Origin of the sequence: Dactylosporangium sp. CA-233914 (assembly GCF_050942935.1) — a bacterium.
Taxonomy (GTDB): Bacteria; Actinomycetota; Actinomycetes; order Mycobacteriales; family Micromonosporaceae; genus Dactylosporangium.
The window spans coordinates 6,067,066-6,084,029 of record NZ_CP192030.1; the positions used below are offsets into that span (position 1 = coordinate 6,067,066).

Below are 16,964 nucleotides of genomic sequence, written 5' to 3' on the forward strand. Positions count from 1 at the left end.
CATGATCTACGACGTTCACGCCCGGGTGGTCGAGGTCCTGCGGGACGGCGCTGGGCGCGGCTCCGGATACGCGATCGCCGCCGACCTGGTGCTGACCGCGGCGCATGTCGTCGCCGACGACGCCGAGGTGCGGGTCATCGCCGGCGACGAGGAGCTGCGCGGCACCGTGCTCTGGCGCGATCCGGAGCTGGACGCGGCGCTCGTGCGGGCCTCGGCCCGGCGCTGGGACGGGGTCGGCACGCGGTGGGGCATCCTGTCCGGCGTGCACCCGGTGTCCTGCACCGCCATCGGCTACCCGCGGGTGCAGAAGACCAGCAACGGTGTGCGGGCCGAGGAGCACATCGCGGGGTTCATCATGCCCGCGGCCGCGCACCGGGTCGGGCGTTATGCGGTCAATGTCACCAGCGCGCTGCCGTACGACCTGCCCCGCGGCGACTCGCCGTGGTCGGGGATGTCCGGCGCGGCGCTGCTGACCGGCGACGGCAGCCACGTGCTCGGCGTGCTCGTCGAGGACCCGACCGGCTTCGCGCCCTCGCGGCTGGAAGCGGTGCCCGTCGCGGACCTGCTGGACAACGCGGGCTTCGCCCGGCTGGTCGGGGCCGGACCGGCCGCCCTGGCGACGGTGACCGGGCGACCGGCCGGCGACCGGGCGGTGCGGCTCGGCGCCGGGCCGGCGGCCGCGGACAACACGCACGGATACCTCACGCTGCTGGCGGAGAGCTACCAGTGGCTGGAGCTGCAGGGCATCCGCGAGGCCGGATCGCTGCGCATCGAGCTGGAGAAGGTGTACGTCGCGCTGGCGGCCGAGCCCGAGAGCGACTACGACCTGCGGCATCTGGCGAACCTGCACAGCCTGGAGGTCCGGGAGGCGGCCGGCGGCACCGCGCTCGATCTGATCGAGCCGACCCGGCTGGAGGAGCTGGACGCGCAGAACGTCCGCCGCACCTACCGGCCGCTGCGCGAGGCGGCCCGGCGGGCGGGCATCGCCGAGGTGCAGACGATCGCCGGCGCGTTCAAACAGCACAGCCGCATGGTCCTGCTCGGCGGTCCGGGCAGCGGCAAGACGACCCTCGGCCGGTGGCTCGCGCTGCAGCTGGCCCGGGGGATGCTGCGGCAGCTGCCCCACGAGGTCGAGGCCGAAGCCGGGCCGGCCCTGCCCGACGAGGCGCGCATCCACGTGCCGGCGGCCACCACGTCGGCGTTCGCCCGCAGCCACTTCGTCGGGCCGGAGCAGGCCGAGGCGATCAGCGCGATCCGCATCGACGAGCCGCCGGCCCGCGGGACGCTGGCGCTGTCGGGGCGCCCGGTCCGCCCCGGCCAGGTCGTCACCCTCGACCAGGTCGACCGGATGACGTTCACGCCGGCCGGGCATGAGTGCGGCGGCCGATACGCGCACGTGCGATACACCGCCGGGGGTCCAGCGGCGCCGGCGTTCTCCGGCACGATCGTGATCGACGTCGGGGTACACATTCTCGTTCCGCTCTCACAGATCGACCCCGATCATTCCGACGGGCCGGCGCCGGAGCGCCTCGTCGACCTCGGCCCCGCGCGCGTGCCGATCTTCCTGCGGCTGGCGCACTTCGCGCGCGAGCTGGCGGAGCGGGAGCGCGAGCGCAAGCCGGCGCTGTCGCTGGAGGAGTACCTCGGCCGCGACCCCGACTCCTGCGGCCGCAACGACGGCTGCACCCCGCCGATGCGCAACGCCCTGCTGCGCCAGCACCTCGAGCGGGACGGCGCCGTCGTCATCCTCGACGGCCTCGACGAGCTGCCGGAGGCCAACCGGCGGACCGTCTCGCTGAAGATCCAGGACTTCATCGACAAGGCGACCCGGCCCAACGCGGCGGACGCGGCCTGGGTGCCCTGGCGGGCCGGCGGTAACCAGGTGGTCGTCACCAGCCGGTACGTCGGCTACAAGCTCATGCCCATCCGCAGCGGATGCGCCCACTTCGGCATCCAGCCGATGCGGCGCCCGGCGGTCGAGCACTTCGCGCGGGCCTGGACCCGGGCGGTCAGCGCGGAGCTGGGCATCGACCGCCCGGCCGGTGCCGTCGCCGAGGCGCTCATCGGCGAGATCTACGACGAGGCCCGCCCCGCCATCCGGGAGCTCGCGACCAACCCGCTGCTCATCACCATCCTGGCGACCGTCTACTTGACCGACGGACACCTGCCCGACCAGCGCGCCGGCGTGTACGACCGGGTCGTGGAGAACCTGCTGCGGATCTGGCTCAACCGGCCGGAGTGCCAGGCCCAGGAGCTCAAGCGGGAGGAGTTGCTCGCGGCGCTGGAGCCGCTGGCCGCGGACATGCAGGAGAACCGCAGCACCAATGGCCTGATCGGCCTGGACCGCATCGCCGAGCTGGTCGAGGGGCCGCTGGCCCTCATGCGGCGATCGGGGCCGGCGGACCGGTCGTTCCGGCCGGTGCTGGAGGCCCTGCTCGCGACGATCCGCAACCACGTGGGCCTGCTGGCCGAGCAGAGCTCCGGCAACTACGCGTTCTTCCACCGGACCTTCCAGGAGTTCCTCGCCGCGCGCCACCTGCTGTCCGACCGGGAGCACGCCGCGGCGAGGATCGTGGCGCGGCTGGACGACCCGCTGTGGCGCGAGCCGCTGCTGCTGGCCGTCGGGCTGGTGATGGCGAGCCCCGAGTGGGGCGGCCCCGAGACCCGCGCCCGCGTGCTGGAGGACGTACTCGTCGGCGACGATCGCGACCCGCTGATCCCGCGCGGCGCGATGCTGGTGGTCAGCGCCCTGCCCAACCTCGACGACGTGCCCGTCCGCGTCGTCGCCCGGATCGTCGAGCAGCTCCTGGGGTGTTACGCGTTCAGCCAGCGCCAGTCGCAGGCGGAGCGGCTGCGCGAGGAGATCTGTGACGTGTTCGCGCGGCTGCGCGACGGGCCGCAGGCCGATCTCGTCGCCAAGTCGATCGGCGAGGCGATCCAGCGCAACGGCGCCGCCCGCGACCACGCCGGCGCGGCCGCCGAGGTCCTGCTGCGCATCGGCTGGTTCACCACCGGCACGGTCGACGCGCTGCTGCGGGTCGTGCACCGCGACCAGCCCGACCTGGGGTGGCCGGTGCACTGGGCGCTGCTGGCCGCCCTCGGCCAGTCCGCGAGTGGCCGGCCGTGGCCGCGACCGGCCCCGGCGCTGAACACCTCCCGCCTGGTCGCCACCCACCTGCCGATGCGCCGGCTGCTCGAGTCGAGCCCGGAGCTCACGGCGTTCGTGCGCGAGGACGTCGGCTGGCTGTGGCTGCTCGTCGCGCTGTACGGCGGGCTCGGCCACGTCGGCGTCCGGGAGCGGCTCCAGGCATACCAGAAGCGGCGCATCGACGAGGTACGGTCCCTCGACGACGACCCGGTGGACGAGCCGGCCGGTCCGCCGCCGCCGATCCCGCCGATCGAGTTCTGCCCGGGCGACATCGTCCACGACCTGGCCGACGCGGAGCTGAGCCGGGCCGTGCTGCGCCAGCTCCGCGCGCGCCGGCCGTCCGGCGAGCTGGCGGCGGCCTTCCGCCGGGCGTGGGAGCGCGGTGCGGACCCGGCCGGCGCCGCGGACGGGGTCGTCGGCCTGGCCGCGCTCGGGCAGGACGTCGTCCCGCTGGTCCGCGCCGCGCTGGCCGACCGCGACCGGCGGCCGGCGGCACGTGCGGCGCTGGACCGGTTCCGGTGGCTCAGATCGCTGCTGCGGGAGCCGATCATCCGATCCGCGGAGACGGCCGCCCGCACGCTGCCCGACGAGGCCCCCGAGGCGCGCCAGCTCGACCTGCTGCGGATCGTGATCGCGGCCCGGGCCGCGGCCGGCGGCGGCCCGCTCGCGGTGAGCGACTGGATTCCCGCGCTCCGCTTCGTGGACGCGGCCTCGGCGCCGATCCGCGACGCGGTGGATGCCGAGGGCCTGGCGTACCTCTTCTCCGGGCTTCCGGCCGGGGCGGGCGACCCGATGGCCGTGATGCTCGGGCGGTCCGGGGGGCTCAGTCACGGCTGGGCCAAGGTCTCGCTGGCCCGCAACCATCTGGCCCGGCGGCGGCTGCCGTGGCCGCAGCGACCGCTGGGCCCCCAGGGTGACACGCCGGTCGAGCACTACCTCGCCATGCTCGACGGGCTCCTGGGGGCGCCCCCGGAGCGCGACTTTCTCGCGGGCCGCACGCTCGGCCAGTGCGGATCCCTCCTGAGCGGCCATCCCGAGCTGATCTGGGAGACGCTGGCGGTCTGCCGCCTGCGCGGGCCCGACTTCGTCAAGGGCTACCTCGCCGGTGCGACCGGCGAGCGCGTGCTGAGCTCCGCCTACGCCTCGGTGGCCGGCGATCTGGTCGGCTGGTGGAGCCACCGCCGCCTGACCGGGCAGGAGGCCGAGACCCTGCGCCTCGCCGTCGAGGCCATCCTGCGCCGGCGCGTCAACCCGGACGCGGTGGCGGGCGGGGTCGTGGTGAAGGCGAGCGTGGCGGTGCTGGTGCAGGCCGCTCAGATCGCCGATCCCTACCTGCGGTTCCGGGCCCTGTGGCGCCTTTCCGGCCGGACCGACCACGAGCCGGTCGTGGCCGTGCGGCTGGACCTGGCCGATCCGATCGCGATGATCACCGACCACCACGACCGTGCCCGCGCCCTCGAGTGGCTCATGATGACCATCCCGGACATGCGGATCGGGCTGGGGGTCGGCGAGGTCTTCGACCTCGACGAGTTGGTGCGGCTGTTCGCGTGCATCGAGGACCCGGAGAATCGCGCGCGGGCCCAGTCCCGGCTGGCGCTGCTGGCGCCCGAGCGGCTCGAGGACCTGCTCGGCGCCGTGGCCGAATCCGTCGGGCAGATCGCCGATCCCGTGCGCCGGGCCGAGACGATCAGCGAGATCCGGTCCGCGATGGGGCGGGCGGCGCAGCTCGCGACCGCCCTCGACACGGTCGCCGAATCCCTGCCCGAGGCGTGGCTGACGAACCTCGCGCTGGGCCGCGGCTCTCGTCTCGTCGCCACCCATCAGGCGCACTACGGGCTCGGCTCGCTCGTCTGGCGGCGCCCGGCGGAGATCGGCTCCACGGGCGCCGCGCTGTACCGGCACGCGCACCCGACCGGGCGGCTCGCCTGGGCAGTGGTGTATCTGGATGCGACGGCCGCCGAGGTCGGGGCCCTCGGGGCGGCCGCCACCGGCGACGCGGCCGACTGGGAGCTGCTGCTCGGCCCCGACTGGCAGGACGGCGTGGATGCCCTCATCGAGTCCGCGGCCGACGGCGCGCTGCGCATCACCGCGCGGGAGGCGTCGGTGCTCAACCGGGTCGTCCAGTCGGGACGCAGCGAGGTCCTGGAGCGTCTGTGGGGTTACCTGGAGAGCGCCGACGCGCAGACCACGGCCATCGCCACCCGGTGGACGGCGGTCGATGAGCACGCCGAACGCTGGAAGGCGCTCGTGCAGGCGGAGGCCGGACGCCTGACCGCGCAGAACGTGGACCGGCTGGTCGAACTGGTCACCGACGCCACCGATCGGCTCCGGCTCCGCGGCGCCCTCGCGCTGCACGGACCGAGACCCTTTCTCGACAACCCGAACCGCCGCTGGTCCACCACGCGGGTGGGCGCCGAGACGATCGAGGCGATCGGCCGGCACATGAGCCGGGTCGACTACGCGCCCTCCGTGTGCAGCACGCTGAACTGGACGCAGTGCGACATCCACCATGACGACGCCGACGCGCTGCAGCGGTGGCTGGCGGAGGCCGCGGCGGACCCCGACTCGTCCGTGCACGCGATTTTGAAGAACATCGAGTCGGTCGACGAGTCGCTGGTGACGCTGCTGCTGGACGCCCTGCCGGCCGCCCCCGCGGCGCTGCAGCAGACCTTGCTCACCGGGCTCAGTCAGCTGGCCTACGCGGGCGTTCTGGACGGTTCCGAACGCGCGGTGCTCACGGCCGTCTCGGCGGTTCCGGTGCAGGTGCGGCGGGAGGTGAGGTCTCTTCCCGAAGGACCGGCGACGTGCCTTTCGGCCGTGGCGGCGGCGGCCGCCCGGCCCGACGCCCAGGGCCGCCTGGACGCCGCGCGCTCGTCGATCGAGGCGGCGACGCTGTGGGTCGACGACGAGTGCCTGTCCGGCCCGGCGACGTGCCTCGGCCGGCTCAGGAGCATCGGGGAGGGCCTGTACGTCCGGCGCGGGTCGAACGGCTACTGGGGGAAGGCGGAGGACGCGGCCACCGACCTGGCCGAGAACGAGGACGCGCTGCGGCTGCTGCTGTCGTGGATCGAGTCCCTGAGCCTCACGGAGGACTCCGCCCGCCTCCTCAGCCATCTCCTCACCGCGGCCGACGCGCTGGCCCGGGTCTCCCCGAACGCGTTCACGGCGCTCGCCGATCCGGAAACCTGGGAGCCGATCCTCGCCGAGTTCGTGGAGACGGCCGGCTCCTGGCCGGGGCGTCTCGCGGCCGTGCGCATGCTCGGCCTGCTGCGCCGCGTCACGGGGCGGGTCGCCGACGCCCTGCGCGCGTGCATGCACGACGTCGCCCTGGTCCAGCAGGCGGCCTACGCCTCCGTGGAGGATTTCCGCAGCATGGAGGGCGATCTCACCGAGGAGCTACTGCGGCTGCTCGATGACGAGGATGCCGCCGTCGTCGCGTCGACGGCCCGCCTGCTGGTGAGCCTGGCCCGCGGCGAAGGCGCGTCCGCCGACCGCCGCCGGATTCTGCGCGGCCTGCAGGAGACCGCCACGCGATCCCTTCGGGCCAGAAACGTCTACCTGATGTACGAACGCGACGGCGACAGGCTGAATTCGATCCAGCACGTCGAGCGTCTCGACCGGATTCTCTACCGCGCGATCTTCGAGGTGAACGGCTTGTGAGCCGGCACAGACCCGGTCAGTCGGTGTCGCGCGGACCGATCTTCCTCGCCCGGTGCACCGCCGCGCCGAGGCGGATCAGCTGTTCGCCCGGCCCGAGGGAACCGACCTTGTTCGAGCGAAGCCCGAGGAGGTCGTCGGCCTCGGCCGCGGCGGCGGTGTCGGTGGTCCCGAAAACCTGAACCGCCTCGCAGCCGGAGACGATCGCCGGCCAGCTGCCCGGGTTGGTGGTGCGCAGCTGATGAGCGTCGTGCCAGAAGGTCCAGACGCGGCAGGCGTCCAGCGGCGCCATGCGCAGAACCGACTCGAGCAACGGAAACGGGCCGAGCTCCGCGCAGTGGTCGAGCAGGAAGAGCATCGGCAGCGCGGAGCCGCCGCGTTGCCGCAGCACGCCGTGCAGGAGGGTGCCGATCCAGACCCGCAGCAGCGCCGCGTGCAGCGCGAGCCGCTCCACCGGGAGGATGAGATAGACGGTGATCGGATCGCCGGCGGCCAGGCCGGAGAGCGAGAAACTCGACGAGCGCAGCGTTGCCCGGACTTCGGGATTGCCGAACGTGGGCAGCTGGGACCGGACCCGGGCCAGAACGCGGTTGCGCGCCCGGTCGTCCTGGTCCAGGAATGACGCGATCTCCGCGTAGGACATCTTCGGAATCAGCTTGCCGGCCGTGTCCAGAACCACCGCGAGGCTGTAGACCACATCGTCGGAGTGCATCGTCGGGTAGAGCTCGTCGAACGAGTGCTTTTCCGGTATCGCGGCGAGGTAGCCGATCAGCCCGCTGAGCAGACCGAAGGCCTCGTACTCCGCCGCCTCGCCGGACGGCGTGCGCAGCGGGAACAGGTCGGCGAGATCCTGGCACGCGGAGGACAGCGCCGGATCTTCCAGGTCGTGCAGCAGGTCGATGGGGTCCAGCGCATCCGATCCCGGCCCGGCCACGCCGAACGGGTCCAGCCGCACCACGGTGTGCCCCATGCGGCGTCTGGCCTCCGCGGTGGCGGCGTAGGCCTCTCCGCCGAGGTCGATGACCGCGATCCGCCCCGGGTAGGTCAGCAGATTGGGGGTCAGGCAGTGCCGGACCCGGTCCGACCGGTTCGGCGCGAGCGTGAGCACGTGCAGGTCGCCGTCGGCGGCGACGAAGCCGGCGCCGTCCTTGCCCTGATCGATCCGGCCCAGCCGGATCGCCTTCGGACCGAGTTCCCCCACACCGCTCATCCGCACCATTCCAACAGTGGCCGAGTCGAGCATGACAAGTGGATCGCGCCGTCCAGCAGTCTGCCAGCCGCATCGGGCGACGACAATGGCGCGGACTCCTCCGTTCGCCCACTCCATCCGGGACGACCGTTGCATGGACGGCGATCGGCGCGGCGGTTACGCTGATGCTGCCCGTGTAGTCCGTTGGCCGCACCGGGAGGTCGAGCGATGAAGAAGTTCACCATTCCCTGCGATTTCGGCGGTGCCAAGGCGCCGTTCAATATCTATATCGGTGAGCCGGCGGACGGCAAGCACCCGCTGCAGCACCAGGCGAGCTGGCTCTCCCGCGAGCGGGGCGGCACGATCCCGTCCGAGGTGATGGACTCGTTCCAGAAGCTGGCGGACATCGCCCGGGAGAACAACGTCAGCTTCGAGGAGCTGTGCGTGTACGCGCTCGGCACCACCTCCGAGTCGTCGAGCGGCGATTCGGCCACGAGCTCGTAGCGGGGGTGCACTCGTCCCGGCGCTCCGCGCACGCGATCGAGCAGCTCATCACCGAGCAATGACCGAGAACCCGGGAAGGTCCCTGTGATGCGGCTGCTCTTCGAGGCGTCGGCGCCCGTGCGCGCGACGCTCCCGCAGGTCCAGCGGCTCATCGACGACGAGTGGGTGCTCACGACGATGCTCGGCGAAACCGGCCGCGCCTACGTCGACGTCGACCACCGGGACGGCACCGTCGGATTCCAGGGCCATTGGTGGTACCGGGGCGAGATCAGCGCGGCCGAGTCGGACGCCGAAACGCTGGTGACCTACCGCGTCTACAACATCGCCCGCCGCGCGGCCTGGGCCGTCCCGCTCGCCAACCGATTGTTCATCGGCTACGCGCGTGGCGTCCGGGAAGCCGCCGCCGGAATCGCCCAGGCCATCGAAAACCACCTCGCCGGCGAGAACCCGGCCACCGATTAACGCCGTCGCGCTACCGGCCCGCGGACGAGCAGGAACCCGGCGAGCCGGCCCCGGTCGAGGTGGAGCTGGGCGTCGCGGCGATGAGCGCGGGGACTGGAGCATCGACCCGACCAGCCCGCACCTGGTCGAGTCCTGCGCCGTGTGTGTGATGATGGCCCCGTGGTGGATCGACCTCAGCGGACCTTTGTCCAGGCTACCGGGGGGCCCGGGGTGTGGAGCACCGTGCTGACGCATGGGCGGCACCGGCGGGAGCTCGACGGCTCCGAGCCCGGTGCGTCCGCCGATCGGATGACGCTCACCGCCGTCGTCAACGGGGTCGAGGCGCTCACGCGGCCGGCGGCGGTCGAGGTGCGGGTCGCCAGCGGGTACGTGCGGCGCGGGGTGGGCGGCAACCGCAGTGGCGACGGCGAGCTCTGGCAGCGGCTCGACGCCGCGGTCCGGCGGCACGACATCAGCTGGGACTGGGGCACGGAGAACGGGGCCGAGGCGCTGACGGCGGGCGCGGCGCTCGCACGGTTTCTCGACGAGCAGCGGGCGTCCGGGTCGTTCGGCCGGACCGAGGAGGTCGTGGCGATCCTGCGATACAGCATCGCGCAGGACTCCGACACGCCCGTCGACGAGCTACCGGCGGCCTCGCTGCCGGACAAGTTCGGGATGTTCTTCAACACCATGGTGCACAAGCAGTTCGCGTCGCCGGGGGAGCTGCAGCACGCGCGGACGGTGCTCGCCGCGCTGGTCGGGTGGCTGGAGGTGCAGGGGGTCATCGCCGCCGGGGCCGGCGCCGACGTGCTCGAGGACGTGGCGAGCCGGGTCGAGGGCAGCAGCGCGGTGCGGCGGTTCGTGGACGAACTCAGCGAGCATCTCGAGAACGACCCCGACGGGCCCGACCCCGCCGAGATCGACGGTGTGGACCCCGAGGATCTCATCGAGGACGAGTACCTCACCATCGACGAGGTCGGCGACGGCTCGATCACGTTCGACGGGCGGCGGGTCGGGGTGCCGGCGCGGATCGCCGCGCTGGCGCAGCCGGGGTGGTCGATCCTGCTGTCCGCGGCGCGGATCGACGGGACCTGGCACCTCCTCGACGTCGTCAACGGCGACCCGTCCTGATGCGCCCGCGCCTCGGCGAGGTCCTGCACTTCTCCGAGGACCCGGCGATCACGCGGTTCGTGCCGCACGTCGCCGCGACGGCGCAGCAGCCCGAGGCCTACGTCTGGGCCGTCGACGCCGACCGGGCGAGCGACTACTGGTTCCCGCGCCAGTGCCCGCGTGCGATGGCCTGGGTGAGGCCCGGCACCACCGGCGCGGACCGGGACCGGATCGTCGGGGCCGGCTGCGGCGAGCGGGTGCACGCCATCGAGTTCGGATGGCTCGACGCGATGCGCACGACGCGGGTGTACGCCTACCGCTTCGCCGCCGAGCCGTTCCGCCCGTTCGGCGACGGGGACGCGCCGCACGCCCACGTCGCCGAGGAGCCGATCGTGCCGCTGGGACCGCCCGAGCCGGTCGGCAACCTGCTCGACTGCCACGCGGCCGCCGGGATCCAGCTGCGGGTACTGGACAATCTGTGGCCCTTCTGGGACCAGGTGATCGCGAGCACCCTCGGCTTCAGCGGGATCCGGCTGCGCAACGCGAAACCGCGGCCCTAGATGGTGATGCGCTCCTTGGTCTTCGGGATGTTCTCCACCACGTCGCGGGGCAGGTTCAGCGTGTCCGCCGCGACCTGGGGCGGGGTGTTCGCCATCCACTGGCTCAGCGAGATGTCCTCGAACTTCGGGTTGCGGAACATCTCCAGGAACACCAGTGGCTCGGTGCCGGTGTTCTCGACGTAGTGGCCGAAGGCGAACGGCACGTAGCCGACGTCGCCGGCCTGGTAGTTGAAGGTGCGGTTCAGCCCGGAGCTGGCGAAGACGCCCATGCGGCCGCTGCCGCGGATGTAGTACTGCCACTCGTCGTCGGTCGGGTGCCAGTGCAGCTCGCGCAGGCCGCCCGGCTCGATCTCGACCAGCGCGGCGCTGATCGTGTCGGAGGCGGCGAAGTTCGTGGAGTCGGCGACGCGGGCGTGGCCGCCGTTGAAGTGCTCCGGCTCCTGCGCGCGCAGGCGGTGCTTGAAGGTGCGGGGCACGTCGCCGGTCGGGCTGATGACCTGATCGCTTTCCAGCGGCGGGGGGACCTGCCCGGAGAAGATGTACTTCTCCCCGTCCGGCAGCCGGTCCAGCTGCTCCGGCGTCCAGCCGAAGTTCTTCGCGATGACGCTGCGGGGCGTGTGGGCGAAGAAGTCACTGATCATGAAGGTCGAGTTCTCGGAGAACGCGCCGTCGTCGAAGACCAGCAGGAACTCGACGCCGTCGCCGAGGGCCTGGATGTGGTGCGGCACCCCGCGCGGGAAGAACCACAGGTCGCCCTCCTCCACGTCCTCGAGGAAGTTGCGCCCCTCCTGGTCGACGGCGCCGATGCGGCAGCTGCCCTGCAGCACGTACGCCCACTCGGACTGCTTGTGCCAGTGCAGCTCCCGGTAGGCGCCGGGGTTGAGCTTCATGTCGACACCGGCCAGCTCGGTGGCGACCGGCAGCTCCCGCTGGGTCACCTCGCGCGTCCAGCCGCCGTCCTCGATGCGGGTGTGCGCCATCGACATCGAGAACTTGAGGTTGGGCAGGGTGCCGTTGTCGGTGTCCGGCGGCGTGAGCAGGTCCGGGTTCTGCCGGTCCAGCTCCACGTTGCGGGGGCCGGTGTCGCGGCCGCCCTTGCGCCCGCGCTCGGGCTGGGGCAGCCGTTCGGGGTTGGTCACGTCGGCTCCTTCGAAGGCTCGGGGGACCGCAGGCCGCACAGGGCGAGCACTCGCGGTACACCATCGGAAATCCCGGCGGCCACGGGGATCGCGGCCGCGGCGAAGGCCAGCGCCAGCACGGTGGTGAGCGCGGCGCCGGACACGAGGGCGAGCGCGGACGCCACGGCGAAGCCGAGCATCCGCGCGCGCAGGCACGGGACGGAGGGCATGGGCAGGACCTTCACAGCAGCAGCAGTACCGGCAGCGAAAGGCCGGCCGCGGCCACCACGAACCCGGCGCTCGCCGCGATGCGCGTCGTGGCCGCGGCGTTGACGAGCCCGCCCATGAGCGCCCGGTCCCGGCAGAAGAACACGAGCAGGAACAGCGCCACCGGTACCCCGAGTGAGATCACGATCTGGCTCAGCACCAGCAGTCCGGTCAGCGGCGCCCCGGCCAGCAGCGCGGCGATCGCCGGCAGCATCGTCACCATCCGCCGGACCCGGCTCGGCACGCGCCGGCCGAGGAACCCCTGCATCACGAAGTCGCCGGCCAGCGTGCCGATCCCGGACGAGGAGACCCCGGAGGCGAGCAGCGCCACCGCGAACGCCAGCGCCGCGGCCCCGCCGACCCGGTCGGCGATCTCGCCGTGCGCGGCGAGAATGTCGCCGGTCCACTCGCCCGCGGTGAGCGCGCCGAGGCCGGCCCCGAGCGCGATCATCGCGACGTTGACGAGCGCGGCCCCGCCCAGCGCCACGCCGCAGTCCAGCCGCAGCGCACGGCGCACGAGCCCCGGCGTGCGGCCGCCGACCGCGTGCGCGACCCGGAACTCGGAGCGGCGGGCCAGCGCGGAGTGCAGATAGATGGCGTGCGGCATCACGGTCGCGCCGACGATCCCCATCGCCAGCAGCGCGCTGTCGACGCCGTCGAGGCGCGGGGCGAGCCCGCCGGCGAGCCCGGCCGCGGACTGGTGCCCGACCGCGAACACGTCGTACAGCACCCCCGCCCCGATGAGCAGCAGCGCCGCGGCGGTCAGGATCTCGAACCGCCGGCGCCCCCGGCGGCGCAGCTCCAGCAGCAGCATCGACGCCGCCGCGGTCACCAGTGCCGCCGGGGCGACCGGCATGCCGAACAGCAGCCGCAGCCCGATCGCCGCGCCGACGAACTCGGCCAGGTCGGTCGCGAGCACCACCAGCTCCGCCTGTGCCCACAGCAGCCGGCTCGCCCACCGCGGCAGCCGCTCGCGGCACAGCTCGGGCAGGCTCAGGCCGGTCGCCACGCCGAGCTTCGCGGCCTGGAACTGCACCAGCAGCGCCACGAGGCTCGCCGCGACGACAACCCACACCAGCAGATACCCGCTCGTGGCGCCCGCGGTGAGGTTCGTGGCCACGTTGCCCGGGTCGACGTAGGCGACGGCCGCGACGACGGCCGGGCCCACCCACCGCCGTAACGAGGGGTCGGTGGGCTTGACCACCGGCTCAAGCGTGGACGTCATAACCCAACGGTGGGCTGCCGCCGCGCCGATCGCCTCACCTGCGAGCGCTAAACGGGCGCGTGGTGGTAGTCGGAGTCCGCGAACGCCTTGCCGATCCGCACGACGGATTCGGGTGCGTCGAGGCGGTCCAGGAACGCCTCGATGAAGACCGGTACGTCGTCCTGCGCCTTGCTCAGGGCCGCGGCGAGCTCGTCCTCGGTGCGCACGGACGTCGTCACCGCGCGGCCGTCGGGGTCGAAGGCCTGCACCAGCCGGTCGTAGCGCCACGGCGTGATGCTGTTGTACGCCGCGTCGGCGCCCAGGATGCAGCGCTCCACGGTGTACCCGTCGTTGTTCACCAGCACGATGACGGGGTTGAGCCCCTGCCGCAGCACGGTGGCGAGCTCCTGTGCGGTGAGCTGGAACGAGCCGTCGCCGATGAGCAGCACGTGGCGGCGGCCGGGCGCGGCGAGCATGGTGCCGAGCAGGGCCGGCAGCGTGTATCCGATCGAGCCCCACAGCGGCTGCCCGACGAACGCGCAGTCGCGCGGCAGGGGCTGCTCGGCGGCGCCGAAGTACGCCGTGCCCTGCTCCGCCACGACCACGTCACCGGGGCGCAGGATCCCGCAGATCTGCCGCCACAGCCGCTCCTGCACCAGCGGTGCGCCCGCCGCCGGCTCCAGGCCCGTGCGGGCCCGCCGGTGCAGCGGGTTCACGTCGCCGGCGCGCTGCCCGGGCCGGGACAGCACCCGCAGCGCGTCGCGCATCGCGACGTGACTGTAGTGGTGGCCGCTCGCCGTCGCCGCGAACGGGTGCAGCTCGACGAGCCGCCCGGGGTCGAGGCGCTGGGTGAACCCGCCGGTGACCGCGTCGGTGAACCGGGCGCCCACCGTGATGAGGCATTCGGCGTCCTCGACGGCCGCGCGGACGTACGGGTCGCTCAGCGCGCCGCCGTAGACGCCGACGAACAGGTCGTGGGTCTCCGGGAACAGGCCCTTGCCGCTGCTGAGGCAGGCCACCGGCGCCCCGAGCGCCTCGGCCAGCTCGGCGACCTGCGGCCCGAGCCGGTACCGGTCCGCCTCGTGCCCCACGAGCAGCGTCACCGAGGCGGCGGCTCCGAGCCGGTCCAGCGCCGCGTTGCCGAACCGCACCAGCTTCTCCGGGTCGCTGGTCGGCTCCGGCAGTTCCAGCGGCGCCGCGGGCGCCTCGATGCGCTGACCGGCGACGTCGGAGGGGAGCATGAGGTACACCGGCCGCTTGTGCAGCCAGCACAGCGTGAGCAGGCGGTCGATCTCCATCGCCGCGTTGTCGCGGTCCAGCTGTGCCTGCGCGACCGTGAACTCCGCGGCGCACCGCGCGGCCCGGGTGAAGTCGCCGTCGCCCGCGGTGTGGTGCACCGCCCGCCGCTCCCGCATCACGAACGTGGCGGGAGCGCCCACAATGGACACCACGGGCACCGACTCCGCGTAGGCGCCGCCGATGCCGTTGAGCGCGCTGAGCTCGCCGACGCCGAAGGTGGTGACGACCGCGCCGATGCCGCCCAGGCGCGCGTAACCGTCGGCGGCGTAGGCCGCGTTGAGCTCGTTGCCGTTGCCGACCCACTCGATGCCGTCGGTGGCCTCGATCCGGTCGAGGAACTCGAGCTGGTAGTCGCCGGGCACGCCGAAGACGTGCCGGATGCCGACCTCCTTGAGGCGGGCCAGGAGATAGTCGCCGATCGTGCACTGCGTCATCCCGCGGCTCTACCCTCTTTTGCCGAGGGAATGGGCCGGGGTGTGAAATCACCCCGGCCCTCACGGTTGCTTACAGGCTGACGGTCCGGTGTTTTACAGGCTGACGGTCCGGCCGCCGAGGGTGACCACGAGGTGGCCGTCGGAGGCGAAGGACCACGCCAGGGCGCCGCTGGAGGTGGTGCAGCGGGAGCCGTTGGTGCCGGTCCAGAACTGGTTGGAGCTGTCGGAGTTGCCGATCGTCTTGTCGTTCGAGCCGCCGCTTGCGAAGCGGCACGACGTGTTGTTGCGGAACGTCGAGGAGCCCTGGTCGAAGGAGAAGTTGCGCTCGGCGTTGTCGATCGACAGGTTGTTGGAGATGGTCATCGAGCCCGGGTTGCTGTTGTAGGTGAACCCGTGGTGGCCGTTGCGGTAGGCGATGCTGCGCTGCACGACGTGGTTCACGCCGATGTCCTCGCCGCCGAGCTTGTAGCCGTTGCGGTCGCCGTTGTTGTTGACGGTGCCGTTGCTCAGCGTGCCATTGTTGTACGACAGCGAGTCCTGGATGGTGACCGGGCCGATCGCGCCCGTGTCGGTCTTGGTGTACAGGTCCCAGCCGTCGTCGATGTTGTTGTGCGACACGTCGTAGCGGAAGACGTTGCCGGTGCCGATGGTGAGCTTGGCGGCGAAACCGTCGGCGTCCTCACCGTCGGAGTCGGCGTTGTCGTGCGACTCCGAGGAGATGACGAGGTTGTTCGACGGCCACTGGGCCTTCGGGGTGTCGGAGGCGACCCGCGAGATCTGCAGGCCGCTGTCGCGGTTGAAGCGCGTGACGACCCGCTCGATGACGTTGTTGTTGCCGCCGATGAAGATACCGTTGTCCCCGGCCCGCTCGACCACGATGCCGGTGATGTGCCAGTAGTTGCCGTTGACGGCCAGGCCCCGGTTGGCCGGGTCCTCGCTCTGCGCGGAGAAGTTCAGCACGGGCGTCTCGCCCGGATACGCCGTGATGTTCTTCATCGCGCTCGACGTGCCGTTGTTGCCCACCGCGATGGTGATCGTCGAGGAGTTGCCGTACGTGCCGCCGCGCATATAGATCGTCCCGCCGGCCGTCACCCGGGTGATCGCCGAGGCGAGCGTGGTCGGGCTGGCCTGGGTGCCGGGCGCGCTCGCGGTGCCGGTCGGGGAGGCGTACAGCGCCGAGGACGGCGGCTGGCTCGTCGACGGCGACGGGCTCGCCGAGCGGGACGGGCTCGGCGAGGCCGTCGGTGAGCCGGTGCTCTGCGACGGGGTCGGGTTGGTGGTGCCGCCCGTCGTCACGGTGACGTTGTCGAAGTTCGCGCTGGAGTACGCAGTCTGCAGGCCGATGCGGCCCTTCGAGATCGACGCGTCGGTCGCGCTCGCCACGGTGGAGCCGTTGACCGAGCCGGTGATGGAGCTGCCGTTGACCGTGAGCGCCAAGGTGTACCACGTGCCGGTCGCCACGGTCCGCGGCGAGGTGCCCAGCACCGTGACCGAGCCGCTGTTCACCGCCTGCAGCTGCACCTGGTTGCCGGGCAGCAGCGCGAGCCGGTAGAACGTGGTGGCGCTGGTCGAGCGGGCGAGCAGGCCGACGAAGCCGCCCGTGCCCAGCGACAGCGGCTTGACGCCGGCCTGCACGGTGTAGGCGCTCCAGCCGCTGTCACCCGCGAACTCGCGGGCGTTCTCGCTGCCGGTGCTGGACTGCTGCAGGACCTTGCTGCCGTCGGTGACGACGCTCCAGGTGCCGCCCGACTTCGACCAGCCGCTGGTGGAACCGTCCTCGAAGGTCGCGCTGAACACCGTGTCGGCGAACGCGACCTGCGTGGCGAGCACCACGCCGGCCACCGCCGCTACGGCGGCCGACGCGGCCAGCCACCTGCGCTTTGGATTCATGAATCCTCCGAGAGAGACGAGTGCGCACGCGCGGGAGTGTTCGCACCCGGATGCGCGGGGTCAGGCGCTCGGCGGCGTTCCCTGGCGGGGGAGCGGGGCGGGGCCTGTTGTCGACGGATCCCAATCGTAGGGAAAGCGTTTTC

11 protein-coding genes are annotated in these 16,964 nt (G+C 72.5%); 5 read left to right on the forward strand and 6 right to left on the reverse strand.

Features of this window, described 5'->3' with window-relative positions; all coding sequences use genetic code 11:
- Position 1: 1 nt before the first annotated feature.
- A complete protein-coding gene (locus ACQPY0_RS27000; protein ID WP_432994005.1) occupies positions 2-6,808 on the forward strand; it encodes a trypsin-like peptidase domain-containing protein in 6,807 nt (2,268 codons plus the stop codon).
- Between the two features lie 16 nt (positions 6,809-6,824).
- On the opposite strand, the gene ACQPY0_RS27005 is transcribed toward ACQPY0_RS27000, so the two are convergent.
- Positions 6,825-8,015, reverse strand: coding sequence for a type IV secretory system conjugative DNA transfer family protein (locus tag ACQPY0_RS27005; protein WP_432994007.1), 1,191 nt, complete (start codon positions 8,013-8,015; stop codon positions 6,825-6,827).
- Positions 8,016-8,222: 207 nt separating this feature from the next.
- Here ACQPY0_RS27005 and ACQPY0_RS27010 point away from each other — a divergent pair, with 207 nt between their 5' ends.
- The 4 genes from ACQPY0_RS27010 (at position 8,223) to ACQPY0_RS27025 (ending at position 10,609) form a co-directional block, all read left to right on the forward strand.
- Entirely contained in the window at positions 8,223-8,498 is a 276-nt protein-coding gene (locus tag ACQPY0_RS27010; RefSeq protein ID WP_432994009.1) for a DUF2610 domain-containing protein, read from the forward strand.
- Positions 8,499-8,585: 87 nt separating this feature from the next.
- Positions 8,586-8,960 (forward strand): hypothetical protein, encoded by a 375-nt coding sequence (locus tag ACQPY0_RS27015; RefSeq protein WP_432994011.1) that lies wholly within the window; start codon positions 8,586-8,588, stop codon positions 8,958-8,960.
- A gap of 222 nt (positions 8,961-9,182) precedes the next feature.
- A complete protein-coding gene (locus ACQPY0_RS27020) occupies positions 9,183-10,070 on the forward strand; it encodes a hypothetical protein (protein ID WP_432994013.1) in 888 nt (295 codons plus the stop codon).
- Positions 10,070-10,609 carry a DUF6886 family protein gene (locus ACQPY0_RS27025; RefSeq protein WP_432994015.1) on the forward strand — a complete coding sequence of 180 codons (540 nt, stop codon included), beginning with the start codon at positions 10,070-10,072 and terminating at the stop codon, positions 10,607-10,609. Before ACQPY0_RS27020 ends, ACQPY0_RS27025 begins: the two co-directional genes overlap by 1 nt.
- Here ACQPY0_RS27025 and ACQPY0_RS27030 read toward each other — a convergent pair.
- From ACQPY0_RS27030 to ACQPY0_RS27050, 5 genes are all read right to left on the reverse strand, one after another.
- A complete protein-coding gene (locus ACQPY0_RS27030) occupies positions 10,606-11,748 on the reverse strand; it encodes an oxalate decarboxylase family bicupin (RefSeq protein WP_432994017.1) in 1,143 nt (380 codons plus the stop codon). The two genes, ACQPY0_RS27025 and ACQPY0_RS27030, sit on opposite strands and share 4 nt — an antisense overlap.
- Entirely contained in the window at positions 11,745-11,957 is a 213-nt protein-coding gene (locus ACQPY0_RS27035) for a hypothetical protein (RefSeq protein WP_432994019.1), read from the reverse strand. Before ACQPY0_RS27035 ends, ACQPY0_RS27030 begins: the two co-directional genes overlap by 4 nt.
- A gap of 11 nt (positions 11,958-11,968) precedes the next feature.
- A complete protein-coding gene (locus tag ACQPY0_RS27040; protein ID WP_432994021.1) occupies positions 11,969-13,219 on the reverse strand; it encodes an Nramp family divalent metal transporter in 1,251 nt (416 codons plus the stop codon).
- Positions 13,220-13,266: 47 nt separating this feature from the next.
- Positions 13,267-14,931 carry an alpha-keto acid decarboxylase family protein gene (locus tag ACQPY0_RS27045; RefSeq protein WP_432994023.1) on the reverse strand — a complete coding sequence of 555 codons (1,665 nt, stop codon included), beginning with the start codon at positions 14,929-14,931 and terminating at the stop codon, positions 13,267-13,269.
- Between the two features lie 93 nt (positions 14,932-15,024).
- On the reverse strand, positions 15,025-16,821 hold the full coding sequence (locus ACQPY0_RS27050) for a family 16 glycoside hydrolase (RefSeq protein WP_432994025.1): 1,797 nt from the start codon (positions 16,819-16,821) through the stop codon (positions 15,025-15,027).
- Positions 16,822-16,964: the final 143 nt, after the last annotated feature.

Bases quoted from the DNA above. Each gene is read 5' to 3' on its own strand.
- ACQPY0_RS27035 (WP_432994019.1), bottom strand. From the start codon at position 11,957: ATGCCCTCCGTCCCGTGCCTGCGCGCGCGGATGCTCGGCTTCGCCGTG.
- ACQPY0_RS27010 (WP_432994009.1), top strand. From the start codon at position 8,223: ATGAAGAAGTTCACCATTCCCTGCGATTTCGGCGGTGCCAAGGCGCCG.
- ACQPY0_RS27025 (WP_432994015.1), top strand. From the start codon at position 10,070: ATGCGCCCGCGCCTCGGCGAGGTCCTGCACTTCTCCGAGGACCCGGCG.
- ACQPY0_RS27050 (WP_432994025.1), bottom strand. From the start codon at position 16,821: ATGAATCCAAAGCGCAGGTGGCTGGCCGCGTCGGCCGCCGTAGCGGCG.
- ACQPY0_RS27000 (WP_432994005.1), top strand. From the start codon at position 2: ATGATCTACGACGTTCACGCCCGGGTGGTCGAGGTCCTGCGGGACGGC.
- ACQPY0_RS27045 (WP_432994023.1), bottom strand. From the start codon at position 14,931: ATGACGCAGTGCACGATCGGCGACTATCTCCTGGCCCGCCTCAAGGAG.
- ACQPY0_RS27040 (WP_432994021.1), bottom strand. From the start codon at position 13,219: ATGACGTCCACGCTTGAGCCGGTGGTCAAGCCCACCGACCCCTCGTTA.
- ACQPY0_RS27005 (WP_432994007.1), bottom strand. From the start codon at position 8,015: ATGAGCGGTGTGGGGGAACTCGGTCCGAAGGCGATCCGGCTGGGCCGG.
- ACQPY0_RS27015 (WP_432994011.1), top strand. From the start codon at position 8,586: ATGCGGCTGCTCTTCGAGGCGTCGGCGCCCGTGCGCGCGACGCTCCCG.